The organism is Microlunatus sp. GCM10028923, assembly GCF_042666975.1.
In the GTDB taxonomy this organism is placed as follows: Bacteria; Actinomycetota; Actinomycetes; order Propionibacteriales; family Propionibacteriaceae; genus Microlunatus.
Map to the genome: position 1 here is coordinate 303578 of NZ_JBHTFF010000001.1, position 23431 is coordinate 327008.

The 23431-nt window shown below is 68.3% G+C and carries 21 protein-coding genes; 12 read left to right on the plus strand and 9 right to left on the minus strand.

Features of this window, described 5'->3' with window-relative positions:
- The first annotated feature begins 51 nt into the window (after positions 1–51).
- From ACFQU4_RS01370 to ACFQU4_RS01390, 5 genes are read left to right on the plus strand one after another with little or no spacing between them, the layout of a single operon-like run.
- Positions 52–1134 (plus strand): NAD/NADP octopine/nopaline dehydrogenase family protein, encoded by a 1083-nt coding sequence (locus ACFQU4_RS01370; protein ID WP_377485911.1) that lies wholly within the window; start codon positions 52–54, stop codon positions 1132–1134.
- Positions 1115–2608 (plus strand): ABC transporter substrate-binding protein, encoded by a 1494-nt coding sequence (locus ACFQU4_RS01375; protein WP_377485913.1) that lies wholly within the window; start codon positions 1115–1117, stop codon positions 2606–2608. Before ACFQU4_RS01370 ends, ACFQU4_RS01375 begins: the two co-directional genes overlap by 20 nt.
- On the plus strand, positions 2608–3468 hold the full coding sequence (locus ACFQU4_RS01380) for a carbohydrate ABC transporter permease (protein ID WP_377485915.1): 861 nt from the start codon (positions 2608–2610) through the stop codon (positions 3466–3468). Before ACFQU4_RS01375 ends, ACFQU4_RS01380 begins: the two co-directional genes overlap by 1 nt.
- Complete coding sequence (locus ACFQU4_RS01385) at positions 3465–4421, plus strand: carbohydrate ABC transporter permease (protein WP_377485917.1); 957 nt, start codon at positions 3465–3467, stop codon at positions 4419–4421. Before ACFQU4_RS01380 ends, ACFQU4_RS01385 begins: the two co-directional genes overlap by 4 nt.
- Positions 4414–6309 carry an FAD/NAD(P)-binding protein gene (locus tag ACFQU4_RS01390; RefSeq protein WP_377485919.1) on the plus strand — a complete coding sequence of 632 codons (1896 nt, stop codon included), beginning with the start codon at positions 4414–4416 and terminating at the stop codon, positions 6307–6309. Before ACFQU4_RS01385 ends, ACFQU4_RS01390 begins: the two co-directional genes overlap by 8 nt.
- 82 nt (positions 6310–6391) lie before the next feature.
- On the opposite strand, the gene ACFQU4_RS01395 is transcribed toward ACFQU4_RS01390, so the two are convergent.
- Positions 6392–7384 (minus strand): alcohol dehydrogenase catalytic domain-containing protein, encoded by a 993-nt coding sequence (locus ACFQU4_RS01395; protein WP_377485921.1) that lies wholly within the window; start codon positions 7382–7384, stop codon positions 6392–6394.
- 76 nt (positions 7385–7460) lie between these two features.
- Between ACFQU4_RS01395 and ACFQU4_RS01400 the strand changes: the two genes are divergently transcribed.
- Genes ACFQU4_RS01400 through ACFQU4_RS01410 form a run of 3 tightly spaced genes read left to right on the plus strand, consistent with a single transcriptional unit; the run spans position 7461 to position 10644 of the window.
- The gene (locus tag ACFQU4_RS01400; protein ID WP_377485923.1) at positions 7461–8387 is read left to right on the plus strand and encodes a carbohydrate ABC transporter permease; all 927 of its coding nucleotides are present in this window, start codon (positions 7461–7463) and stop codon (positions 8385–8387) included.
- Positions 8387–9265: a carbohydrate ABC transporter permease gene (locus tag ACFQU4_RS01405; protein ID WP_377485925.1), complete on the plus strand. Its 879-nt coding sequence runs from the start codon at positions 8387–8389 to the stop codon at positions 9263–9265. Before ACFQU4_RS01400 ends, ACFQU4_RS01405 begins: the two co-directional genes overlap by 1 nt.
- Positions 9265–10644, plus strand: coding sequence for an ABC transporter substrate-binding protein (locus tag ACFQU4_RS01410; protein ID WP_377485927.1), 1380 nt, complete (start codon positions 9265–9267; stop codon positions 10642–10644). The genes ACFQU4_RS01405 and ACFQU4_RS01410 overlap by 1 nt, the downstream gene beginning before the upstream one ends.
- Here ACFQU4_RS01410 and ACFQU4_RS01415 read toward each other — a convergent pair.
- Both ACFQU4_RS01415 and ACFQU4_RS01420 read right to left on the minus strand, forming a co-directional pair.
- Positions 10623–11966, minus strand: a complete 1344-nt coding sequence (locus ACFQU4_RS01415; protein ID WP_377485929.1) for a DUF1266 domain-containing protein — start codon at positions 11964–11966, stop codon at positions 10623–10625. The genes ACFQU4_RS01410 and ACFQU4_RS01415 overlap by 22 nt on opposite strands.
- Before the next feature lie 146 nt (positions 11967–12112).
- The gene (locus ACFQU4_RS01420) at positions 12113–12511 is read right to left on the minus strand and encodes a winged helix-turn-helix transcriptional regulator (protein ID WP_377485931.1); all 399 of its coding nucleotides are present in this window, start codon (positions 12509–12511) and stop codon (positions 12113–12115) included.
- 143 nt (positions 12512–12654) lie between these two features.
- On the opposite strand from ACFQU4_RS01420, the gene ACFQU4_RS01425 reads away from it, so the two are divergent.
- Complete coding sequence (locus ACFQU4_RS01425) at positions 12655–13233, plus strand: NADPH-dependent FMN reductase (protein ID WP_377485933.1); 579 nt, start codon at positions 12655–12657, stop codon at positions 13231–13233.
- Between the two features lie 116 nt (positions 13234–13349).
- Positions 13350–14555 carry a metallophosphoesterase family protein gene (locus ACFQU4_RS01430; protein ID WP_377485935.1) on the plus strand — a complete coding sequence of 402 codons (1206 nt, stop codon included), beginning with the start codon at positions 13350–13352 and terminating at the stop codon, positions 14553–14555.
- Positions 14556–14600: 45 nt separating this feature from the next.
- Here ACFQU4_RS01430 and ACFQU4_RS01435 read toward each other — a convergent pair whose 3' ends face one another.
- The 6 genes from ACFQU4_RS01435 to ACFQU4_RS01460 are packed head-to-tail and all read right to left on the minus strand — an operon-like array spanning position 14601 to position 22628.
- Positions 14601–15491 carry a carbohydrate ABC transporter permease gene (locus tag ACFQU4_RS01435; protein ID WP_377485937.1) on the minus strand — a complete coding sequence of 297 codons (891 nt, stop codon included), beginning with the start codon at positions 15489–15491 and terminating at the stop codon, positions 14601–14603.
- The gene (locus ACFQU4_RS01440; RefSeq protein ID WP_377485939.1) at positions 15488–16447 is read right to left on the minus strand and encodes a carbohydrate ABC transporter permease; all 960 of its coding nucleotides are present in this window, start codon (positions 16445–16447) and stop codon (positions 15488–15490) included. The genes ACFQU4_RS01435 and ACFQU4_RS01440 overlap by 4 nt, the downstream gene beginning before the upstream one ends.
- A 5-nt stretch (positions 16448–16452) precedes the next feature.
- Positions 16453–17817, minus strand: coding sequence for an ABC transporter substrate-binding protein (locus ACFQU4_RS01445; RefSeq protein WP_377485941.1), 1365 nt, complete (start codon positions 17815–17817; stop codon positions 16453–16455).
- A gap of 28 nt (positions 17818–17845) precedes the next feature.
- The gene (locus tag ACFQU4_RS01450; RefSeq protein ID WP_377485943.1) at positions 17846–18607 is read right to left on the minus strand and encodes an IclR family transcriptional regulator; all 762 of its coding nucleotides are present in this window, start codon (positions 18605–18607) and stop codon (positions 17846–17848) included.
- A 20-nt stretch (positions 18608–18627) separates the two neighbouring features.
- A complete protein-coding gene (locus tag ACFQU4_RS01455) occupies positions 18628–20961 on the minus strand; it encodes an FAD-dependent oxidoreductase (protein WP_377485945.1) in 2334 nt (777 codons plus the stop codon).
- A gap of 53 nt (positions 20962–21014) precedes the next feature.
- A complete protein-coding gene (locus ACFQU4_RS01460) occupies positions 21015–22628 on the minus strand; it encodes an alkaline phosphatase D family protein (RefSeq protein WP_377485946.1) in 1614 nt (537 codons plus the stop codon).
- A gap of 150 nt (positions 22629–22778) precedes the next feature.
- Here ACFQU4_RS01460 and ACFQU4_RS01465 point away from each other — a divergent pair, with 150 nt between their 5' ends.
- Together ACFQU4_RS01465 and ACFQU4_RS01470 are read left to right on the plus strand one after the other, a co-directional pair.
- The gene (locus ACFQU4_RS01465; protein ID WP_377485947.1) at positions 22779–23021 is read left to right on the plus strand and encodes a type II toxin-antitoxin system Phd/YefM family antitoxin; all 243 of its coding nucleotides are present in this window, start codon (positions 22779–22781) and stop codon (positions 23019–23021) included.
- Positions 23021–23428, plus strand: coding sequence for a type II toxin-antitoxin system VapC family toxin (locus tag ACFQU4_RS01470; protein WP_377485949.1), 408 nt, complete (start codon positions 23021–23023; stop codon positions 23426–23428). The genes ACFQU4_RS01465 and ACFQU4_RS01470 overlap by 1 nt, the downstream gene beginning before the upstream one ends.
- Positions 23429–23431 lie beyond the last annotated feature (3 nt).

A 23431-nucleotide genomic window follows, 5' to 3' on the forward strand; every position in this document is an offset into this window, starting at 1 on the left:
AAATTCTAGTAGCGTTCCTGTCGCATCTTAACCTTTGTAGGGGAGGTTTGCGTGCCACTCGCCGTAATCGGTGACAGCCAGGCCGTTGTGGTCGCGGGACTCGCGTCACACTGCAGCGGACGCACAGTCCTGCTCGGTCCCGGGCCGGGGCGGACCCGCGGAGCGGTACGGATCGAAGGGCTCAGCTCCGGTCCGATCGACGTCTGCGTGATCGACCGGCCGACGGCCGACGTGTACGTCGCGGTCACCACCAGTGGTCGCCTGGAATCCTTGTTGTCCGAGCATCGCCAGTTGCTGGCCGGCCGGGTGCTGCTGCTGGCGCCGGGCGGCTTCGGCGCGGTGGTACGGGTTCGGCGGCTGTTCGAGGAGTGGGGCGTCGCGCCGCCCGTGGTCGCCGAGGCGACCGGCTTCCCGGCGCTCGGCGGCGGCGAGGGGACCGTCGCGCTGCGCGGGATCAAGCGCTCCATGCCGATGGCCGGGATCGACGCCGAGGCGACCGACGAGGTGCACCGGGCGCTCAGCGGCTACCTGCCGGACCTGGTCTCGAGCGATCTCGCCACCACCTCGCTGTCGAACACCAACCACCTGCTGCACCCGGTGATCACACTGCTCAACGCGGACCGGATCGTCGACGGCGAGGCGTTCCTGCTCTACCGGGACGGCCGGCTGGCCGACCTGGTGGCGCGGCTGGAGGCAGCGGACGCGGAGCGGCTGGCGCTGGTCGAGGAGCTCGGCGGTGAATCGTTGTCGATCACCGAGTGGCTGCTGCGGTTCTACGCCGACCAGGGGATGACCGGCAGCACCATCGACGAGTGCCTGGCCAGCTTCCCGGGGTTCTCCGACGTGCCGTCGCCGCCCTCGCCGGACTACCGCTACCTCACCGACGACGTGCCGTACGGGCTGGCCGGCTATGCCGCCGTCGCCGAGCGGCTCGGCATCGACGTCCCACGGATCAACTCCGTGATCACTGCGGCCGAGGATCTGCTCGGCCGACCACTGCGGGCCGAAATCTCCTCGGTCGTCGACCCCTTCCTGGAGGCCGCGGCACCCGCCTCGGCCGCCGGTGGCTGGGCCCGGCGCCGAGTCGAGTCCCGCAGTATTCGAAAGGATTGTGATGTCGTCGGTACGGAATGACCTTGATCAACTACGGCGGCTGCGCGGGCAGCTGGTCGCCGGCGACATCGGCCGGCGCGGCTTCCTGACCGCCGCCATGGGCCTCTCCTCGGCTGCGTTGCTGACGGCCTGCGGCGGCGGGCTGACCCAGCAGCCGGCCGGCGGGTCCTCGGAGCGCAACGGCGATCCGAACGTGATCCCGCTCTACACCGTGGAGAACGACCCGGCCACGCTGGCCTACTACAACATGGTGATCGCCAAGTTCGAGAAAGATCATCCGGGCAAGACGGTCAAGGTCACCGTCTACGCGGACGCCAACCAGCTGCAGTACCTGACCACGGCGTTCCAGAACAACGTGGACGTCGGGATCTTCTCGCCGGCGGTGAGCTCGTTCTCCGACTTCCAGCAGGCCGGCCACCTGGCCGAGCTCGATGATCTTGTCGAGGAGATCGGCAAGGACGACTTCCTGCCCGGCACCCGGATCGTGATCGGCGGTCACGACTACGGCATCCCGCTGCAGTCCAACTCCTCGCTCGTCTACTACCGCAAGGACCTGCTGGACGCCGCCGGGCTGCCGGTGCCGACCTCGTACGACGAGTATCTGAACGCCGTGAAGGCCTTGCACCAAAGGGATGGCGAGAACCAGGTCGGCATCGCGATGGCCGTCGGCGCCACCGCGCAGCTTCCGCTGCAGTTCTTCGCGCCGTACATCTACCAGTCCGGCTGGGACTACTTCGACACCGAGGGCAAGCTCACCTTCGACCAGCCCGAGGTACGCGACGCGGTGCAGCGGTTCACCGACATCATGAAGTACGCACCGAAGTCGCTCTACAACGCGGCGTACGGCGACATCGTGACGATCTACAGCGCCGGCCAGGCCGCGTTCGCCACCTTCCCCGGCCGGCTCGGCGTGACGATCGACGACCGTGCCGCCAAGGTGGCCGACAACACCGGCGTGATGCCGGTCCCGGCCGGCCCGTTCATGACCGGCCAGCTGCACTTCGGCTCCGGCCAGCAGTACGGCCTCTACGCGCGCACCTCCGATCCCGACCTGGCGAAGGACTTCCTGCGCCGGCTGACCACCGGCGAGGACGCGCTGGCGTTCGCGCTGACCGTGCCCGGGCACCTGCTGCCGCCGATGAAGAGCGTGCTGAAGCTGATGCAGGACAAGATCGCCGGCGCGACCGACGGCTACCTGGCCAAGCGCAAGGAGTGGCTGCAGGCCTTCATCGATCAGGTGCCGAACGCGATGACCTCGTCGGTGTCGATGGGCGCTGTGACCGGCAAGACGTTCGACGGCAAGATCTTGAACATGTGCCCGTGGGCGCCGGACATCTGGCCGTCGCCGCCGCTGGACGGGACCATGTTCCAGGACATCCTGCTGAAGGGCGAGTCGGTGGACGCGGCCTGGCAGAAGACGGCCAAGCTGATGGGGGAGAAGGCCGACGCCTGGCGGGCCAAGAACCCGGACTGGAAGCCCGAGGTGAGCCGGTAGTGGCCGTCGGCCGCACCCAGGCTCGACGTCGCGGGCCGCGCCCGGTCCGGATCCTGCAGTACCTGTTGTTGATCTTGGTGCTGCTGATCTCGGCCGGTCCGCTGGTCTGGGTGTTGATCAACGCGATCCGGCCGGACTCCGAGATCGCCGCGTACCCGCCGACGTTGCTGCCGCAACAGCTCACGGGTGAGCACTTCGTGTCGCTGTTCACGCTGTACGACTTCGGCACCTACGTGATCAACAGCCTGGTCATCTCGGCCGCGGCGACGGCCGGCGCGCTGATCTTCGGCACCCTGGCGGCCTATGCGATGGCCCGGTTCGACTACCGGCTGGTCCGGGTGCTGGGCGAGCTGTCTCTGGTGGCGTACCTGATCCCGCCGATCCTGGTGCTGGTCCCGGTGACCCAGATCCTGTTCGGGTCGGGGCTCGGCGACAACCGGGTGGCGTTGGCCGTGCTCTACACCGCGACGCTGCTGCCGTTCGCGCTGTGGATCCTGCGGTCCTACTTCACCGGCATCGCGGTGGACATCGAGGAAGCCGCCATGATCGACCGGTGCACCCGGTTCGGCGCGTTCCTGCGGGTCGTGCTGCCGCAGGCGGCGCCCGGGCTGATCAGCACCGGGATCTTCACCTTCAACGCGGCCTGGAGCGAGTACCTGTTCGCCTCCACCCTGATGACGACCAACTCGAAGCTGCCGGCGAACGCCGCGATCTTCCTGCTGATGGGGCACATGGGCACCGAGTCCTGGGGCCTGCTGATGGCGGCCGCGCTGACCATCGTGGCGCCGGTGGTGATCTTGTTCCTGGTGGCCCAGCGGTGGCTGATCTCCGGAATCGGGGAAGGGGCGGTGCGCGGATGACCGGCTCGTACGTCAGCTCGCGGGAGAAGGCCCGGACCGAGGGCCGCGACCCGGAGAAGCCCCGCCGGTCCGGCCTGTCCGACCGGCAGCTGGCCGCGGCGATGGCGGCCCCGGCGGCCGTGTTGATCATCGTGTTCGCGTTCTACCCGTTCGCGATGGCGGCCTGGAACTCGTTCAACGACGTGGACATCAACACCGGTGCCGCCAGCTGGGCGGGGCTGGGCAACTACGTGGCGATCTTCTCCTCTCCGGAGACGGTGGCCTCGATCGGCCGCAGCGTGGTCTGGACGGTGGCCAACCTGGTGCTCCAGGTCGTGCTCGGCGTCGGGGTCGCCCTGCTGCTGAACGCCGGGTTGCGCTTCCAGGGCCTGGCCCGCGGGCTGGTCCTGTTCCCGTACATGGTGCCGGCGATCGTGGTCGCGTTGATCTTCCGGTTCATGTTCAACGACGTCACCGGACTGATCAACTATCTGCTGCAGACGATCGGCCTGATCGATGCGCCGGTCTCCTGGCTGAGCGATCCGTCGACGCTGCTCGGCACGGTGATCGTGGTGAACGTCTGGAAGTACACGCCGTTCTTCGTGATCATCGTGTTGGCCCGGCTGCAGACCATCCCGAGAGAGTTGTACGAGGCGGTCTCGGTCGACGGCGGCGGCGCCCGGCACCGGTTCAGCACGGTCACGGTGCCGGCGATCGTGCCGGTGGTCCTGGCCGGCGCGCTGCTCCGCACGATCTGGACCGCGTACGACTTCGACCTGCCGTTCCTGCTGTCCAACGGCGGCGGGCCGGACCGGGCCGCCGTGACCGTACCGCTGGAGATCAGGTCGCTGGCGTTCGACGCGCAGAGCATCGGCCAGGCCTCCGCGCTGGCCGTCTGCACGGCGATCCTGCTCACCGGCGCCGCCTACTTCTACCTGCGCAGCTACCGCCGGGCGGAACGCGCGAGTGGCTAGCGACGAGGCGGCGCCGCGGGCGATCGTGATCATCGGTGCCGGACCCCGCGGGGTGTCACTGGTGGAGCGCCTGATCGCGAACGCCGGCCTGGCCGCCGACCAGCCGGTGATCATCCACCTGGTCGACCCGGCCCCGGTCGGCGGCCGGGTCTGGCGCCCGGACCAGCCCGGCCACCTGCTGATGAACACCCTGTGCGACGACGCGACCCACTTCACCGACGATTCGGTACGGTGCGCCGGCCCGATCGTCCCCGGACCGACGCTGTACGGCTGGTGCCGCCGGATCGCCGACGGTGAGCTCGAGGCCGCCGATCCGGAACTGGCGGCGATGGCGGCCTCGATGAAGCCGCACTCGCATCCGCCGCGCCGGCTGCTGGGCGCCTATCTCGACTGGTGTCTCCGCACCGATCTGGAGCGGCTGCCGCCGACGATGCGGGTGGTCGAGCACCGCCAGGCCGCCGTGGCGCTGCGTCCCGGTCCGGAGCAGGTCGCGGTGGAACTGGCCGACGGCACCGTGATCGACGCCGCGGCCGTGGCGCTGGCCACCGGCCATGTCGACCTGGTGGCGGGGGACCGGGAACGGCACCGGATCGATCATGCTCGTGATCATGGTCGGTTCTACGGGCGGCCGACGAACCCGATCGACCGGGACCTCTCCGATGTCGGCGCCGCGCAGCCGGTGATCCTGCGCGGGCTCGGGATGAACTTCTTCGACTACGTCTCGCTGCTCACCGAGGGCCGCGGCGGACGGTTCGCCGAGACCGAGGACGGGCTGGTCTACCGGCCGAGCGGGGCGGAGCCGATCATGATGGTCGGGTCCGGCCGTGGCACGCCGTACCGGGCCAAGGCGATCTTCGGCACGATGACGCCGAAGCTCCCGCACGCCTTCCTGACCGACGAGGTGGTCGAGCGGCTGGAGCGGCGCGGCAAGATCGACTTCCGGACGGACCTGTGGCCGCTGATCGTCAAGGACACGCTCGCCGTCTACTACGCGACGCTGAGCCGGGTCCGGCCCGACGCGTTCGCCGGCGACCCGGAGTCGATCATGAAGGCGCTACGGGAGTGCGCCTGGGACAGCGCCGAGCTGGCCGAGACGATCTCGTCCGCGGTCCCTGATCCGGCCGACCGGGCCGACCTGGCGGAGTGGGACCGGCCGTTGGTCGACCGCAGTTTCCCTTCTCCGGAAGCGTTCCGCGACTGGTGGCTCGACGATCTCCGGCGCGACCTGGCCGAGGCCGGGCTCGGGTTGGACAGTCCGCTCAAGGTGGCCTCGGTGATGTTCGGCCAGGGCCGCACCTCGCTGCGCACCCTGGTCCGCTACGGCGGCCTGCTCGGGCACTCGTACGACGCCGAGGTGGACCGCTGGTACAAGGGCTTCGCCGGTTCGCTGGCCAGCGGCCCGCCGGCCCGCCGGATCGCCGAACTGATCGCGCTCACCGAGGCCGGCCTGGTCCGGCCGGTGGGGCCGGGCATGATCATCGCGGATCGGGAGGACGGCTTCCTGGCGTCGTCGGCGCAGGTGCTGGGCAGCGAGGTTGCGGCACCGGCGTTCGTCGAGGCCTACCTGCCGCCGCCTGACCTGCGGACCACCGACGATCCCTTGCTGGCCGGGCTGCGGGACGCCGGGCTGGCGCGGAGCTACCTGATCCCCGACCATGATCAACCGTTCGACTCCGGTGCGGTCGAGGTCGGCCCGGAACCGTACCGGGTGGTCGGGAAGGACGGCAGCGAACAGCCCCGGATCTTCGCCTGTGGCGTCCCGCTGGAAGGGCTCCTCTACGGCACCCAGCTCGGCCCGATCGCCGGCACCAACTCCCGGTTCCTGCGCGAGACCGACGCGATCGCCCGCGCCGCCCTGCTGACGCTGCGCGCACCAGTCGTTCCCTGAGCTTGTCGAAGGGCCAAGCCCCAGCATCGTGCCCTGAGCCTGTCGAAGGGCCAGAGCAGTTGTGGCCTGCCCTTCGACAAGCTCAGGGAGCGTGGTGGCTTTGCGCGTCGATCCTGACCAGGATCTTCCCCGGCACACCCTGCTCGACCAGCCGGTGCGCCTCGGCGGCCCGGTCCAGCGGCAGCGTCGCGTACACCTCGGTGTCGAGTCCTCCGGCCGCGAGCAGCGAATTGATCATGTCGGCGGCGGCGCGCAACTCGGCCGCGGACGCGTTGCTGATGGCGAAGCCGTGCAGGCTCAGATCCCTGGTGTACAAGGCACCCAGCGGGAACGAGGCGATGTGATCGAGTCCGGCGATGACGACGAGCCGGCCGCCGAGGTTCATCGCCGGCAGCACCCGGGCCGCGTCCAACCGGCCGGAGGCGTCCCACCAGACGTCGACGCCCTCGTCGAGGCGGTCCAGGTCGTCCCGGGCCAGGATCCGGTCGGCGCCGGACCGTTCCGCGGCGGCCAGCCCGCCCGCGGAGCTGACCGCGATGGTCCGGGCCCCGGCTGCGGCGGCGAGCCGGACCGCCGCCGAGCCGACCGCCCCGGCGGCGCCGTCCACCAGGACGGTCTCACCCGGCCGGACCCGCGCCTCGCGGTGCAGCCCGAGGTGCGCGGTGGCCGCGGCGTGGGCGACCGCGACGGCCCGCTCACCGGGAACCCCGGCCGGCAGCGGATAGACCCGTTCCGCGTCGGCGACCACGAACTCGGCGAACGAGCCCTGCCGGCCGCCGTGGCCGAGGCTGTTGCACCAGACCCGCGCGCCCGGCGCCGGCCAGGCCACCGACGGGCCGGTGGCGATCACCGTGCCGGCAAGATCACGACCGATCACGAACGGGTACGGCAGCGGCGTCCGGTACGCACCGGACCGGATGAAGGTGTCCACGTGGTTCACGGCGACCACCTCGACCCGGATCAGGACCTGATCATCGCCGAGCGGCGGCACCGGCAGGGACCCGACCATGATCGACTCGGGCGGCCCCGGCTGGTTCACGTACGCGGCCCGGGTGGTACCGGTGAACTGCTGCACCCTGCGATGCTAACCGGCACGACACACCGGGAGCCGCACCCGCCCGGGCCGCGGATTTCGGTCTAGGGTTCGGGACATGGCCGACGCTGCGGTTGGCCCGATCGACGTGGGCCGGGTACGCCGATCGAGCCTGCGGAACAACCTGGCGGCTTTCGCCTACCTGATTCCGGCGCTGGTCGTGTTCGTCGCGTTCTTCTTCGTCCCGCTGGGGCGCTCGATCTACCTGTCGTTCACCCGGAGTGACATCTTCGGCCGGCCGACCGGCCTGGTCGGGTTCGCCCACTACGCCAACCTGTTCACGAATCCCGAGTTCGGCCGGATCCTGCTCACCACGCTGGGCTTCGTCCTGCTCACGGTGATCCCGAGCATGGCGATCGGGCTGCTGCTGGCCCTGCTGCTGCAGGACAAGATCAGGGCGATCCGGCTGTTCCGGACCGCGTTCGCGCTGCCGTTCGCGTTCTCGGTGGCGACCGCGGCGGTGCTGTTCGGGGTGATGTTCAACCCCGCCACCGGTGTCCTCAACGGGATGCTGTCCATGATCAACGTCGCCCCGGTCGGCTGGCTCACCGATCCGCGCTGGTCGCTGATCTCGGTGGCGATCACCGCGGTCTGGATGCAACTGGGCTACAACCTGCTGGTGCTGTCGGCAGGGCTCGGCGCGGTGCCGGACGACGTGCTGGAGGCGGCCCGGCTGGACGGCGCCCACGGGCTGCGGCTGCAGTTCGGCGTGATCATGCCGCTGATCAGCCCACAGCTGTTCTTCCTGGCCGTCACCGGGACGATCCAGGCCCTGCAGAGCTTCGGCCAGATCCACATCCTGACCCGGGGCGGCCCGGACCGGACGACGACCACGCTGGTCTACTCGATCTACGACGTCGCGTTCGCCAACAACAACTCCAACTTCGGGTACGGCTCGGCGCAGGCGATCGTGCTGCTGATCGTGGTCCTGGCGATCACCGCGTTCCAGTTCGGCGTCCTCGAGCGGCGGGTGTACTACAGCTGATGGCCATCGCAACGGTCGAACCGACCACCACCAAGCGCAGCCCGCGCCGCGGCGGGCCGAAGTCGACTCGGGTCGGACCCGGCACCTATGTCGCCCTCGGGCTGCTGTTCCTGATCTTGCTGTTCCCGGTCTACTACGTGATCATCGGCAGCTTCATGTCGCCGGCCGACATCAACACGTTCCCGCCGAAGCTGTGGCCGGTGCACGGCTTCACGCCACAGAACTACGCCTCCGCGCTGGACGTGATCCCGCTCGTCCAGCAGTACGGGAACTCGTTCGCCGTCGCCATCCTGGTGGTGCTCGGCCAGTTGATCACCAGCGTCGCTGCGGCGTACGCCCTGGTCTTCCTCAAGCTGCGGGCTCGCCGGTTCTGGTTCTTCCTGCTGCTCAGCACGATGATGATCCCCTGGGAGGCGATCATCATCCCGAACTACCTGGCGATGGCCGAGCTCGGGCTGGTCAACACGGTGTGGGCACTGGCGCTGCCGTACCTGGCGGCCGGGTTCGGCGTCTTCCTGGTCCGGCAGGCGTTCCTGGCCTTCCCGATGGAGTTGCGCGACGCGGCGAAGGTGGACGGCGTCAGCGACTTCGGCTTCCTCTGGCGGATCGTCATCCCGCTCACCCGGCCGACCCTCGCCGCCCTCGGTGTCTGGTCCTTCCTGTCCGCCTGGAACATGTACTTCTGGCCGTTGCTGATCACGCAGGCGCCGGAGAACCAGACGATCCAGATCGGCATCACCCAACTGCAGTCGGTGGACGCCGGCGACCCGGGCATGGTGCTGGCGGGCGTCGTCCTGGCCCTGATCCCGACCCTGCTGCTGGTGTTGTTCGGGCAGCAGTTCATCGTTCGCGGACTGACCGCCGGAGCCGGGAAGTGATGATCATGCAACGACGGCTCGCGTACCTGCTGATCATGGTGCTGCTGCTGGCCGGATGCGGCGGTGGCCGGCCGGAGGGCAACCTCAACGTACCGGCGAAGGATGTCCTGGACCGGGCCGACGGCGTCACCACGATCAGCTTCTGGCACTCGATGGACGCCAGCAACGGTGTGGCCCTGAACAAGCTGGTGGATCAGTTCAACGCCGGGAACCAGGGCAAGATCGAGGTCAAGGCCACCTTCCAGGGCGCCTACGACGACGCGATCACGAAGTACAAGGCGTCCGTCCAGTCCAACACCACGCCGTCCATGGTGCAGATCTATGACATCGGCACCCAGTTCATGATCGACTCCAAACAGGTGGTCCCGGTCGCCGACTTCGCCGCCCGCGACGACTACGACCTGAGCACGATCCAGAAGAACATCGCCGGCTACTACACGGTCGCGGGCAAGCAGTGGTCGATGCCGCTGAACAGCTCGGTTCCGCTGCTGTACTTCAACAAGACGGCGTTCCGCGAGGCCGGCCTCGACCCGGACGACCCGCCGAGCAACCTGGCCGAGATCCGGGCGGCGGCGGAGAAGCTGTCCAAGTCCCGCGGCGGCCCGATCCAGTACGGGTTCGGCGCCGCGATCTACGGCTGGCTGCTGGAGCAGCTGACCTCGACCGCGAACCAGCTCTACTGCGATGCCGACAACGGACGGTCCGGCGAGCGGGTCACCGGCGTCGACCTCGACTCGCCGCTGCTGATCGACACCGTCACCTGGTGGCGGGCCATGATCAACGACGGCCTCGCGGTCAACACCGGCCGCGCCACCAAGGACGCCCAGGACGCCTTCAAGGCCGGGCAGACCGCGATGACGCTCGAGTCGACCGGGTCGCTGAAGTCGTTCCTGGCCGCCGCCGAGGGCAAGTTCGAGGTCGGCGTCGCGCCGTACCCGGTGGTGGCCGGCGACCTGCAGCCGGGTGCCGGCCCGTCGATCGGCGGCGCCAGCCTGTGGATCTCCGGTCCCGGGCACACCGAGGAGGAGAAGGAGGCCGCCTGGCGGTTCGTCCAGTTCCTCTCCACGCCCGAGTCGCAGGCCTTCTGGCACACCAACACCGGCTACTTCCCGGTGAACCCGGAGGCCCTGGAACTCCCGGTGGAGAAGGAATACCTGGCCAAGAACCCGCAGTTCCAGGTCGCCATCGACTCGCTGAACGCGACCGAGGTCCGGCCGACCAGCACCGGCTGCGTGGCCGGCTCGATGCCGCAGATCCGGAAGGCCTCCGAGGACGGCCTCGAACGGGTCCTGATCGGTCAGGACCCGGCCGAGTCGATGCGCAAGGTCGAGGAGAACGTCGCGCTCACGATCGCCAACTACAACGACTCGACCGGCTGATCTCCGGACCGGAAGGGTACGGTGCGCCACGGGCTCTGCTCGTTGCTGAGCAGATTCTTGTGGATGTCGTGAGCCTCGGTGTACCACTCGCGCGAGACGTCCCCGCCGAACTGGATGCAGCGGCCGAGAAGGTAGGCGACGCCGAACTCCTCCCAGGAGGCATAGCGGCGTTGGGCCTGCTGGCTGATCTCGCGGAGGACGCCGAACATCTCGGCCTGGGTGCAGAAGCGGGTGCTCCGGCCCCAGCGGGCCATGGCGGAGGCACGGCCCAGATCCCAGGCCGCGGTGGAACGTACGTAGCCGCCGGCGGGGAGCAGTTCGTCCACGCGGAACAGCTCCTCGTAGCGGAGGATCTTCATGATCAACTCGCCGCGGGCCGCGACGGCCTCGTCGAGCCCGGGATTCTCTCCCGGCTGAGCGGGAGCGCCGGACTGCGCGACGTGCCGGCGGATCGCCGACTCGTCGTACTGCTGCCACTGCGCGGCGTCGACCGGTCCGCCGAACCGGTCGGCCAGCTCGTTACGGGTGTGCATCAGGTCGTCCCAGCCCGACGTACCGACATCGAGGTTGAGCAACCGACGCTGAATCTGCAGCCACTCCTCGCGGACCTTGATGTCCCACCACTTCTCCAGCAGCGCGAGTTCCCCGCTGTAGCCGTTGCCGTGGTGCTCGGTGGTGTTCCAGGCGTAGCCGTTCGTGACACAGAGCTGTGCGCCGCAGGCCAGTCCGTGCAGGAGCGGGCCCGGCTCGGTGTCGTTACTCTGCCGGGTCAGAATCCGGCCGGAGAAGTAGCCGGGCTCCCAGTACTCGTCATGCAGTTGGAGCATCAGCTGGAGCATCTGGTCGCCGAGTTGCAGGGCGTTCTGGCACGGCGTCCCCGGATTCACCATCAAGACGTCGACGTCCCTGAGCAGCTCGACCAGGCCACGCAGGTTGGTGAACTCGTAGACCACCTTCGGATGCGGGCGAGGCAGCACGTCCAGGGTGTAGACCGACATCGCCCGCAGCCCGTCGCCCGCCTCGGCGATGATCGGCTGACGCTTCGCCGGGTCCTGGTGGGCGTGGGTGATCGCCACCAGGTGGTAGACCCCGACCGTCGCAAGAATCGACAGGTAGCCGGACACATCCGGGTCGTCCTTGTCCCGGTACAGCAGCCTCTCGACCGGAGTCGGCGCCACCCAGGGGCCGTCCGTCGGCTCCTCGAGGTGCGGCACCAGTTCGTCGTGATCATCAGCATCGCCGACTTCGTAGCCGAGATCGACCAGGTCGTTGACGGTGTCGAAGTCGTCGAAGGAGCCTTGGCTCTCGTCCTTCCTGAACATGGCTCCCAACCTAGGGGGTGCCGTGGGTCAGGCCCCACGCCAGGGTTCGGACATAGACTTCGTGGCCAGGATCGGCAAGGAGGAGCCCGTGACGATGGATCCGCAACCGACGATCCGATCGCGGACGGATCGCGGCCCATCGTTGATCATGATCGCAGGTCGCTGTCGTACTCCTTGCGGTGCCGCTCGACGGCGTCCTGATGGGTCTCCACCCAGGCGGTGAGCGCGTTGAGCGGGCCGAGCAGGGTGTGGCCGAGTTCGGTGAGTTCGTACACGACACGCGGCGGCACCTCCGGATAGGCGGTACGGGTGACCAGGCCGTCCCGCTGCAGCCCGCGCAGGGTCTGGGTCAGCATCCGGTGCGAGATGTCCTCGGCCTCGCGCATCAGCTCGGTGAAGCGGAGCGGCCCGGGCACCAGCAGCGAGACGACGACCAGGGACCACTTGTCGCCGACCATCCGGAGCCGGTCTCGGACGTGCTGCTGGCTGCGGTCGTCGGTGCACAGGACCCAGTCCCGCGGCCTGACCTGTTCCGCCTCCGTCATGCTCGATCCCTTCTCGTCCGTTCAGGTGCGTGACGCACTTCGAAGTGCGGATGGCGGAGCCGAAATGCGCCACCCGTACGCCACGTTCTGCTGACGACAACAGGGAGGAGGCGCGGCTTCTTCCCGTGACCCCAGGAGAACTCATGATCAGGATCGGCATCATCCTCGGCAGCACCCGGCCCGGGCGCAACGGCGCGGCGGTCGCGCAGTGGGTGCTGGAGCAGGCGGCCGGACGCACCGACGCCGAGTACGAGTTGATCGATCTGCTCGACCATCCGCTGCCGCATCTCGACGAGCCGATCCCCGCTTCGGCCGGTCAGTACGCGGGCGCGCACACGCTCCGGTGGGCCGAGACGATCGATCGGTTCGACGGGTACGTGTTCGTGACGCCCGAGTACAACCACTCGACGTCCGGGGTGCTGAAGAACGCCATCGACTACCTGTACCAGGAGTGGACCAACAAGGCGGCCGGCTTCGTCAGCTACGGCGCGGTCGGCGGGGCCCGGGCGGTCGAGCATCTGCGGCTGGTCGCCGCCGAACTCCAGTTGGCGACGGTACGGGAGCAGGTCACGCTGTCGCTGTACAACGACTTCGAGGACTTCACCGTGCTCCGGGCGGGCGACGTGCAGACCGCGGCCCTGGGCCGGATGCTGGACCAGCTGACCCTCTGGTCGGCGGCGCTGCGCGAGGTGCGTACCGGGCGGATCCTGGAACGCGTCTGACCGGCGCCGGCTGGTCACCCACTCGTCATCTGGCCGTCGGGTGGGTGACCGGCGGTGGAGGCCTCCGCCGCCTAGCGTCCCGGCCGACAGCGCCGGACGCCAGACGGGGGACTACTGTGACTGACCATGATCAACACCTGCCCGGAGCGGACGAACCGACCCCCGGCATCGACCGGCGCCGGTTCATCGGCATCGGCGGCGCCGCGGCCGCGGTCGGTCTCGGAGCGGCGGCGATGAACGCGATCCCGGCCCAGGCCCAGCCGCAGGGCGCCCGGCCGCTCAGTTTCGGCAAGGACGGCTCGTTCACCATCGTCCAGTTCAACGACACCCAGGACGACGAGCAGATCGACCGCCGGACGATCGAGCTGATGGAGAAGACGCTCGACTCGGTCAAGCCGGATCTCGTGATCATGAACGGCGACAACATCACCGGCGGCTGCGAGGACGCGCTGGCGATGCGGCAGGCGATGAACAACGTGGTGCTGCCGATGGAGAGCCGGAAGATTCCGTGGGCGGTGACGTTCGGCAACCACGACGAGGACTCCACCCCGGACACCGGTCTGGACGAGCCGGACATGCTCGCCTTCTACCGCTCGTACGCCCACAACCTGAACCGGCCCGGACCGGACGACGTCACCGGGACCGGCAACATGAACCTGATCATCAACGGTTCGTCGGGACGCCGGCCGGCCTTCAACCTGTTCCTGCTGGACAGCGGCCGCTACGCCCCGGAGAAGATCGCCGGGCAGGACTTCGAGGGCTACCCGACCTGGGACTGGCTCCGGATGAACCAGGTGCACTGGTACACCGAGACCTCGCGCCGCGTGGAGCGGGAGGCCGGCCGCACCGTGCCGGGGCTGATGTTCATCCACATCCCGCTGTGGGAGTACCGGTTCATGTGGTGGGGCAGTGTCGACGGCCGTACGGCTGCCGATCATGAACGCGCCGTCGCCCGGCACAAGATCATCGGCGAGCGGAACGAGGACGAGTGCCCCGGGCCGATCAACAGCGGCATGTTCTCGGCGATCCTCGACCGGGGCGACGTCAAGGGCGTCTTCTGCGGCCATGATCACGTGAACACCTACGTCGGCGACTACTACGGCGTGCTGCTCGGCTACGCCGGCAACACGGGCTTCGGCACGTACGGCCTGGCCGGCGCCGACCGCAACCGGCTCCGCGGCGCCCGGGTCTTCACGTTGACCGAGCAGGACGACGACGTCGCGGTCGAGACCCGGATGGTCTGGGCCAAGGACTTCGGCATCGACCTGACCGCGAACGACCAGCCGATCCCGCCCGCGCCGCTGGACCCGGCCCGCCGCTGAGCGGACGGGCCGGTGTCCGGCTCCGGGAGATTCAGCTCCTGGTGATCACTTGAGGCCGCTGTGGGCCAGGGCGGCGATGAAGTTCCGCTGGAAGACCAGGAACACGATCATGATCGGGATCACCGACGAGACGGAGGCCGCCATCGCCAGCCCGGCCGACAGGCCGCCGTCCGAGTCGACGAACTGGGTCAGTCCGAGCGGCACGGTATAGCTCGACTTGTCCGACAGCATGATCAGCGGCGTCTCGTAGTCGTTCCAGGAACCGACGAAGCTGATGATCGCGAGCGCGGCCAGCACCGGGCGGGCCAGTGGCAGATAGATCCGCCAGAACACCTGCCACTCGTTGGCGCCGTCGATCCGGGCCGCCTCGCCGAGCTCGGGCGGTGCGGCGACGAAGAACTGTCTGATCAGGAATGTGCCGAAGATCGTGAAGATGCCCGGCAGGATCAGCGCCCAGAGCGTGTTGTAGAGCCCGAGTTGCTGGAAGTACATGAACCGCGGGATCAGCAGCAGCTGCATCGGCACGATCGCGGTGGCCAGGTAAAGCAGGAAGATCTTGTCCCGGCCGGCGAAGGTGAGCCGGGCGAACGCGTACCCGGCCATCGAGGAGGTGGTCAGGTCGCCGACCACGCCGATCAGCGAGACGATCAGCGAGTTCCCGAAGTAGCGGGCGATCGACGCCTCACCGAACCACACCTCGGCGTAGTTCGCCCACTGCACCGGATCCGGGATCCAGCGCACCGGGATCGAGAACACGTCGAGGTTGCGCTTCAGCGACGACGAGATCATCCAGACGAACGGCAGCAGGAAGCCGACGGCCAGCGTCCAGAGGATGATCGCCTTGGTGTAGCGGCGGGCCCGCGCGGCCGGCCGGTTGCGCGCCGGCGTACGGCGGATCGGCTCCGCCGTCCGGGGGAGTGCGGTGGTCGCGGTCATGAGTACAGCCCCTGGTTTCGTTGCAGCCGCCAGAACAGCACGCTCAAGATCAACACACCGATGAAGCTGGTGACGCCGATCGCTGCCGCGTAGCCGAACCGGTAGAACTGGAAGCCGTTCTGATACATCAGGTACGACATCGTGGTGCTCGAATCACCCGGGCCGCCCTGGGTCAGGAACGCGATCAGCCCGAAGCCCTGCGACTGGCTGATCATGGACGTGATCAACAGGAACGTCGTGGTCGGCATCAGCGACCGCCAGGTCACCGTGAAGAACCGGCGCAGTGGCCCGGCGCCGTCGATCGCGGCGGCCTCGTGCAGGTCGGTCGGCATGCTCTGCAGCGCCGACAGGTAGATCACGGCGTGGAAGCCGACCCCGGACCAGATCGCGATCAGGATCAGCGACGGCAGGCTCCAGTCCTGCGAGACGAGCCAGGTCGGCGGATCGCTGATCCCGATCGTGGTCAGGCCGAGGTTGATCAGGCCGCTGGACGGATTGAGCAGCAGCAGCCAGACGAAGCCGATCGCGATCGACGACACGATGTGCGGGATGAAGAAGATCACCCGCAACGCCGCGCGGCCCGGCACCTCGCCGTTCAGGGCCAGGGCGAGCGCCATCCCGCCGGCCATGGTGAGCGGCACCCCGAAGCCCGCGTACGTCAGCGTCCGCCGGACCGCCGACCAGAACGCCGGATCGCCTGCCAGCTCGGTGAAGTTGGCCAGGCCGACGAAGCTGAGTCCCTCCAGCCCGGACACGACATCCCAGTCCGTGAAGGCGATCGCGAGCCCGGACAGCAACGGGATCAGCGTGAACAGCGCGAACCCGAGCAGGTTGGGCAGGATGAACAGCCAGCCGACCCGCGGCGACATGCCGCCCGGCCCGCGGGCCCGTCGCCGGGTCGCGGCCGGCCGGGCCGGGAGCGGGCTCGTCCTGTCCAGGGTGGTGGTGTCGGACATCGTGCTCACGGTGCGGTGGTGATCGCTGCGTCGGCCTGTTTGACGGCCTCGGTCACCCAGCTGTCGACGGTACGGTCACCGAGCAGCACCTCGTCGGTGAGCTTCTCCATGATCTGCGTGATCTGGGTCGCCCCGGAGAACTTCGTATCCACGGCCACCTTGAGGTCGGACTCGAACAGGAACTTCTGGAAGGTCGCCGAGTCGTAGAGCTTGTCCCGGTCCGGGCCGAGCAGCTGGGTGATCATGTCGGCCGGCTTCGCGTCGCCGACCAGGGACGGCAGCCGGCCGCCCTTGATCATGTACTTGGCCGCGTTCTTCACCCAGAACTGCAGGAACAGCCAGGCGTTGTCGGGGTTCTTCGACTTCGCGCTGATCGACATCAGGTCGCCGATCTGACCCGTGTTCCAGAACGGCTTGCCCTTCTCGGGCGCGGGCGTCGGCATGCAGATGGTCTTGAAGTCGTGCGGGTATTCCTTGGTGTCGCTGATGTAGCGGACCAGGTGCCCGGCCTGGATCACCATGGCGACCCGGCCGGCGATGAACGGCGTGTGCGGGAACGTCTTCAGCTTCTCCGCCAGGATCTGCGACTGCGGCATCGTGGTGCCCTCCTTCTGCAGGGAGAGCGCCAGTTCGAGTTCCTTGGCGAAGAGCGGGTCGGCGAAGTTGGACTTGCCGGCCTCCGTGTAGTTGGAGTTCGAGCCGATGGTCGCCCGGGCCAGCGTCGGCGCGTTCAGGGAGCCGAACGTCTTCCCCGGTACGGTCAGCTTCCGCGCGACCTCGACGTACTCGTCGACGGACCAGTTCTCCGGCAGCGTGATCCCGGCCGCCTCGACCATGGACGCGTTGACGTACACGTTGTGCGGGGCCAGCGCCGCCGGAACGCAGAAGAGCTTCCCGTCCAGCGGGTAGTTGCCGATCGGATCGGCGTCGGCCGTGAACGTGGCCAGATCCGGGTCGCCCGCGACCCGCTCGGTGATGTCGAGCGCGAGGTTGCTGCGCTTCTTCACGTTGGCGGGGCTGTAGGAGAAGAAGACGTCGATCGGTACGCCGCCCTGCAGGGACGTGTCCAGCTTCAGGTTGCCCTGATCATCGTTGACGTAGCGGGTGTAGGTCACCTTGATGTCAGGGTGCTCCTCGTTGAACGCCTTGATCAGGTCGTCCGGACCGGACTCGGGCGGCACTCCGCCCCAGACGTTGAGGACGCCACCCTTGCCACCGCCACCACCGGGGTTGCCGGTGCCGCCGCCACAGGCGGCGAGGCCGCCGGCAGCCGCGGCAACCAGACCACCCAGCACCGCGCGGCGCGGCAGAGCGCTCTGGGCGGCGCGGGCGATGGGCTCGGACAGCGGGCCTGTTGTTGTGTTGATCATGTTCCTACTCCCCATTGAGGTTCGTCGGTCAGGCCAGGACGGCCTCGACCCTTCTTCGTGCGTCGTGCAGCCAGAGCCGCAGGGTGGCGTGGTCCACCTGGTCGGTGGGGCCGGTGATGGCGAGCGCCACCGGCATCTCCTCGGCCGTGTGCAGGGGGATCGCGCCACCGACGCCACCCAGCTCGAACCACTCGTCCAAGATCAACACGTCGTGCTCGAGCAGCCGGCGGGCCGTGTTCAGCGTCGCCGGCACGGTGGCGGGAACGTTCGGGGTGGTGAGCGTCCAGCCAAGACGTTCCTTGGAGGCGTTCAGGATCTCGGTCGCCTGGCCTCGTGGCAAATCCAGCAGCAGTCGCAGCGAGGGGCAGGAGACGTGCAGCGGGAACGGCGAGCCCCAGAACGTGATCGTCTGATCGCCCATGGCGGTACGGAGCAGGTAGATCATCTCGGTCCGCCAGAGCAGGCAGAGGTGGACCGTGAAGCCCGGATGCTCGGCCGCGATCTTCTCGATCGTGGCCCGTGGCTTGATCACCAGCGGGAACTGCGGGATCGCCGGAGCGAACGTGAGGATCCCGTAGTCGGGCACGAACTTGCCGCTCGCGTCCTTGCGGACGTAGCCGAGATCGATCAAGGTCGCCAGCACCCGGGAGATCGAACTCTGGTGCAGCCCGAACCGGCGGGCGATCTCGGTGCCGGTGAGCGGTGCCCCCTCGTCGATCAGGGTACGCAGAATCTGCAGACCGCGGGCGAGCGACTGTACACCGCCCGCAGCGGCGCGAGAGTCGGTCATCCCCGCATCATGGCTCAGATTCATGCCGGGTCGGCGGACCGGACGATCCGCGAGTCGGGATCGGCATAACAGCGGACCGAGAAGATCGCGGCCGGCGCGTTGCCGTTGGTGGCCAGCACCTCGATGCCGATCCGGTCCGTCGCGACCGGCGGGTCCATGATCACCTCGTGCCGGGACTGGTGGTTGCCGGTCACCTCGGCCAGCACCCGGTCGCCGGCGATGACCCGGAAGTCCCTGACACAGAAGGGCATCTCTGCTTCCGGGTGCCCGAACAGCGCGGACTCCATCGGATGATCGAAATCGGTGTCGAAGGACAGCTCGATCCGGCCGATCTGTTGTTCCTCCGGCCAGGCCAGGTCCAGTCGCGGTGCCGAGTCCTCGAAGGCCGCGGCCCAGGCGTTGCTGCCGGCCGTGGGCCGGTCCGAGCCGGTGCTGACGTTGACCGCGGGGTGGCTCGCCGGTGCCGGGTCGAGCCGCAGCGCCAGGTTGCGCCCGGCCGGCCGCCGCTCCGGCGTCCAGAACTCGATCCGCGGCCGGCCGATCGAGGCGTCCTCCTCCTGGGTCGCCTTGTGCCGCAGGCCGACCGTGCCGGTCAGAAGTTGATCACTGACGTGCACCGCGACACCGTCGGAGGCGAGCAGGCTGAGCTGCGCGTACCCGGGCTGGTCCAGTTCGGCGCCGAAGTCGATCTTGACCGGCTGGCCGGTGCCGGCGCCGAGTTCGATCTCGGTGGCGGCCAGCACGACGTCGCAGGTGTAGTCGTCCGGCCGCTGCCCGATCCGCAACTCGGCCCGTACCGTCGCGGGCCGGTCGGTGTCGAAGATCAACTGGAACTGCGGGACCGGGCCGGCGGCGAGCGGCAGCAGCTGGCCGCGGGACTGGTCCAGCGAGACCGCCGCGCCGCTGTCGGGAAGCTCGGCCAGGGTGGCCTCGGACGAGGCGGTGATCGTCGCGGTCCGGACCAGGTCGTCCGGATCGTCCAACGGGACGCCCGGGATGTGCTGGCCGCGGCGGAGCAGTTCCTTGCGGAGTTCTGGGGTGCGGGTCTCGGCGGCGAGCTCACCCGGGGCGAGCTGGTCGCGCAGGCAGAGCGCGGCGGCGACGCCGACGGCCTGGCCCATGTGTGCGCCGGTGCCCATCACCCGGGTCGAGCCGAACGCGACGTGGCTGGCGCTGATCAGCCGGCCGGCCAGGAAGAGGTTGTCCACGTCGGCGCTGACCAGGCAGCGATAGGGGATCTGGTACGTGCCGCGGGCATGCAGGTGGTTGCTGCCCGGGTGCTCGGAGAACACGCCGTCGGCCGGATGAAGATCGATCGACCAGCCGCCGAACGCGACGCCGTCATGGTGCTGCCGCTGTTCGAGTACGTCGCTCTGCAGCAGCCGGTACAGCCCGTCGAACCGGCGCGACTCGCGCTTGCCCGGCACGTGCCCGACCCATTCCAGGGTGAGGTTCTCGGCGTCCGGGAACTCACCCGAGTTCTTCAGGTGGTTCCAGACGCCGTAGATCACCTTCCACAGTTCCCACTTGATCGTTTCGGTGTCGTGCACCGTGTCCAGCCGGCCGCCCCACTCGATCCACCAGAGCCGGCAGCCGTCTTCCTTGGTGTTGAAGCTGCGGGCCCGCGGGATGGTGGAGAGATCGGCGAGGGCGTACGACGGCGGCGTGAAGGTGACCGGGTGGCCGACATCCTTGCTGTAGAAGTACATCGAGTGGCCGAGCAGCGGGCCGTACTCCTCGGTCGGCGCGAACAGCTCGCCGAACTCGGACGCCGCCTCGGCGCCCATCCGGAAGCCGGCGCCGGCCGAGAAGGCGAGCGCGCCGTCGCCGGTGCAGTCGGCGAACAGGTCGGCGGTGATCTCGTACCGGGTGGAGTTCTGGCTGCAGAACGCCGACACCGCGTTGATCTTGCCGTCGACGACCTCGGACCCGACCATCGCCGTGTTGAGCAGCAGCGTGATGTTGGGTTCCTCGAGCACCTTCTCCAGCAGGATGGTGTCGAAGATGATCGAGTTGCCGTCCTTGTTGCGGTACGTGTTCTCGACGATGATCTCGTCGACGACGCCGCCCTCGCGGGCCCACCGGTTGTTGTTGCCCATGTGCGCGGTGGCACCGAGCACCCAGAGCCGTACCTCGCTCGAGGCGTTGCCGCCCAGTACCGGGCGGTCCTGGACCAAGATCACCCGGGCACCGGCCCGGGCGGCCGTGATCGCGGCGCAGGTGCCGGCCATGCCGCCACCGACGACGACGAGGCCGGCCTCCAACTGTTCGGTACGGAAGTCACGGCGTTCTTCGGCCGGAGCCACGTAGAGCTGGCCGGTACGGGTGCTGGACGACGTCGGCGGCGTGTGCATGACTACACCCTAGGTATGCGAATAGCGCATGTCCAGTGAAGGCGTATGAATTTTCAGACGTCGACTGAGCTGAACTTCCGGTCGCCGTCGGCGACGGTGAACCGGGCCAGGGTCCGGGCGTCCTCCCGCACGCTGACCTTGTCGGTTCCGCGGATCTCGATGATCATCCGGTCGGAGTCGAGGTCGCAGATCCCGTAGCCGCAATGCAGGTCGGCCCAGGACAGCAGCGGGTTCATGGTGCGCCTGATCTGGGCGCGTTCGTTGGCCTCCGGGTCGAAGTCGAGCGCGCTCGAGATGGACGGGCTGGTCACCTCGACCCCGATCGTCGGGCCCTCCGGGTCGAGCGTGTCGCGCGGCACGGTGGACGCGTAGCAGCGGTGCACATCGCCGCCGAGTGCGACGAAGTTGCGCACCGTGCCGGCGTCGAGGCCATCGCCGATCGCGCCGAAGACGCGCTGCTGAGTGGCCTGATAGCCGTCCCAGGTGCCGCCCGAGAACTGGGTCGGCTGATCCGGTCCGGACGCCGTGTTGAGCCGGGCCAGCAGCAGTTGCTGCGGGATCAGGTTCCAGCGCACCGGCTTGGCGCCGAGCCCGTCCAGCAGCCACTTCTCCTGCTCCGCGCCGAGCATCACCAGGTCGGGGTCTCGCCGGCCGCCCTCGTCAGGCACCGTCCCGCCGACCATCGGGTCGCGGTACTGCCGGGTGTCCAGCACGTCGAGCTGGGCCATCGTCCCGTACCGGAGCCGGCGATACATCCGGGCGTCGGAGCCGGTCGGCTGTTGCGGCCGGCGCAGCGGCATGTTCTCCCAGAACGCCCGGTAGGCGGCCGCGCGACGATCAAGATCGAGCGGGCTCGACTCGTAGTCGTTGGCGAGTTCATGATCATCCCAGGTGGAGATGAACGGCGTGTTGTGGCTGACGGCCTTCAGGTCGTCCTCGCTGCGGTACAGGCCGTACCGGAACCGGTAGTCGGCGAGCCGGGTCGCCGTGACCTCGGCCTCGGGCGGGATGCCGCTGACCGGCCGGCCGGCGGCGATCTGGACCACTCCGTACTCATAGATGAAGTCGCCGAGGAAGAGCATCGCGTCCAGGTCCGCGCCGGCGGCGTCGCGCATCGCGTTGAAGTAGCCGGCCCGGTAGTTCTGGCAGGAGGCGAAGCCGAACCGCAGCGGCCGGGACTCGTTCGGCGCCGGTGCGGTCAGGGTGCTGGCGGTTTCGGAGACATGATCACCGATCCGGAAGCGGTACCAGTAGCGCCGGGACGGCTGGAGTCCACCCGCCACGACGTGCACCGCGTAGCTGTCCTCGGCGAATGCGCTCACCGTCCCGCTGCGGGCGATCTTGCGGAATCCCTCGTCGGAGGCGACCTGCCAGTCCAGCCGGTACCGGCCGGTGGCGGGCAGGCCGCCGGTGTAGTCGAGCGGATCGGTGATCAGCCGGGTCCAGAGGACGACCGAGTCCGGCAGCGGATCGCCGGAGGCCACCCCGGCCCGGAACGGATAGGAGTTGATCTTGGTGGTCGTCTCGGCCTGGGCCGGGTCCGGCCGGTTCAGGGCGAAGGCGAGGCCGGCGGCGCCGCCACCGGCGAGTGCAAGGAAGCGCCGGCGACTTTCGCTGTCGAGCCGGCGGAACGAGGTGCGGGCATTGAACTTCGTTGATTCCCCCATGGCCGAGAAGGTAAGCCCCGCAACCTGGTCTTGGCAATGCGTGATGCGCATGGTGGACTGAACTTATGCACAACAGCCGATGGCGCTCGGGCTGTGGTGAGGAGACTGAGGGAGCTATCGTAGTAGTTAGCTAACTACCCGGAGGTGGCCATGAGCACCATGTCGTCGCAAGAGTTCAATCGGAACCCCACCTCGGCCAAGCGTAAGGCCGACGAGGGGCCCGTGTACGTGACCGAACACGGGAAGCCCGCCTACGTGGTGATCAACATCGACGAGTACCGGCGTCTCAAGGGTGAGCCGAAGATGGACCTGGTCACAGCGCTGCAGTCGGAGGAGTTGGACGACTACGAACTGCCCACGGTCAAGATGGAGATCAAAGGCGCCACCTTCTGATGTTCGTGCTCGACACCAACGTGCTCTCTGAGATTCGAAAGAATCCCGCGAACCAGACCGTCGTCGACTGGATCCGAAACCACGACGAGGAGAGCCTGTACATCACGTCGATCAATATCTTCGAGATCAAGAGGGGCGGGCTGGACGTGCCTGAACAGGACACGCGTCAGACCTCGATCATGAACAGATGGCTGGACGGTATTCTGCGCAGCTTCCAGAGTCGGACGCTTCCGTTGGACACGGAGTCTGCACTCAGGGCGGCCGAAGCCAACAAGCGGACCAACATCGACATGAAGGACTGCATGATCGGCGCCATCGCCGATCACCACAAGATGACCGTCGTGACCCGAAACGAGAAACATCTGGCCCGGGTCGCGCGCCGGGTGATCAATCCCTGGGAGTCATAGCCG

Coding starts and splice junctions, on each gene's coding strand:
- ACFQU4_RS01375 (WP_377485913.1), top strand. CDS start 1,115: ATGTCGTCGGTACGGAATGACCTTGATCAACTACGGCGGCTGCGCGGG.
- ACFQU4_RS01385 (WP_377485917.1), top strand. CDS start 3,465: ATGACCGGCTCGTACGTCAGCTCGCGGGAGAAGGCCCGGACCGAGGGC.
- ACFQU4_RS01400 (WP_377485923.1), top strand. CDS start 7,461: ATGGCCGACGCTGCGGTTGGCCCGATCGACGTGGGCCGGGTACGCCGA.
- ACFQU4_RS01405 (WP_377485925.1), top strand. CDS start 8,387: ATGGCCATCGCAACGGTCGAACCGACCACCACCAAGCGCAGCCCGCGC.
- ACFQU4_RS01410 (WP_377485927.1), top strand. CDS start 9,265: ATGATCATGCAACGACGGCTCGCGTACCTGCTGATCATGGTGCTGCTG.
- ACFQU4_RS01415 (WP_377485929.1), bottom strand. CDS start 11,966: ATGTTCAGGAAGGACGAGAGCCAAGGCTCCTTCGACGACTTCGACACC.
- ACFQU4_RS01420 (WP_377485931.1), bottom strand. CDS start 12,511: ATGACGGAGGCGGAACAGGTCAGGCCGCGGGACTGGGTCCTGTGCACC.
- ACFQU4_RS01425 (WP_377485933.1), top strand. CDS start 12,655: ATGATCAGGATCGGCATCATCCTCGGCAGCACCCGGCCCGGGCGCAAC.
- ACFQU4_RS01435 (WP_377485937.1), bottom strand. CDS start 15,491: ATGACCGCGACCACCGCACTCCCCCGGACGGCGGAGCCGATCCGCCGT.
- ACFQU4_RS01440 (WP_377485939.1), bottom strand. CDS start 16,447: ATGTCCGACACCACCACCCTGGACAGGACGAGCCCGCTCCCGGCCCGG.
- ACFQU4_RS01445 (WP_377485941.1), bottom strand. CDS start 17,817: ATGATCAACACAACAACAGGCCCGCTGTCCGAGCCCATCGCCCGCGCC.
- ACFQU4_RS01450 (WP_377485943.1), bottom strand. CDS start 18,607: ATGACCGACTCTCGCGCCGCTGCGGGCGGTGTACAGTCGCTCGCCCGC.
- ACFQU4_RS01455 (WP_377485945.1), bottom strand. CDS start 20,961: ATGCACACGCCGCCGACGTCGTCCAGCACCCGTACCGGCCAGCTCTAC.
- ACFQU4_RS01460 (WP_377485946.1), bottom strand. CDS start 22,628: ATGGGGGAATCAACGAAGTTCAATGCCCGCACCTCGTTCCGCCGGCTC.
- ACFQU4_RS01465 (WP_377485947.1), top strand. CDS start 22,779: ATGAGCACCATGTCGTCGCAAGAGTTCAATCGGAACCCCACCTCGGCC.
- ACFQU4_RS01470 (WP_377485949.1), top strand. CDS start 23,021: ATGTTCGTGCTCGACACCAACGTGCTCTCTGAGATTCGAAAGAATCCC.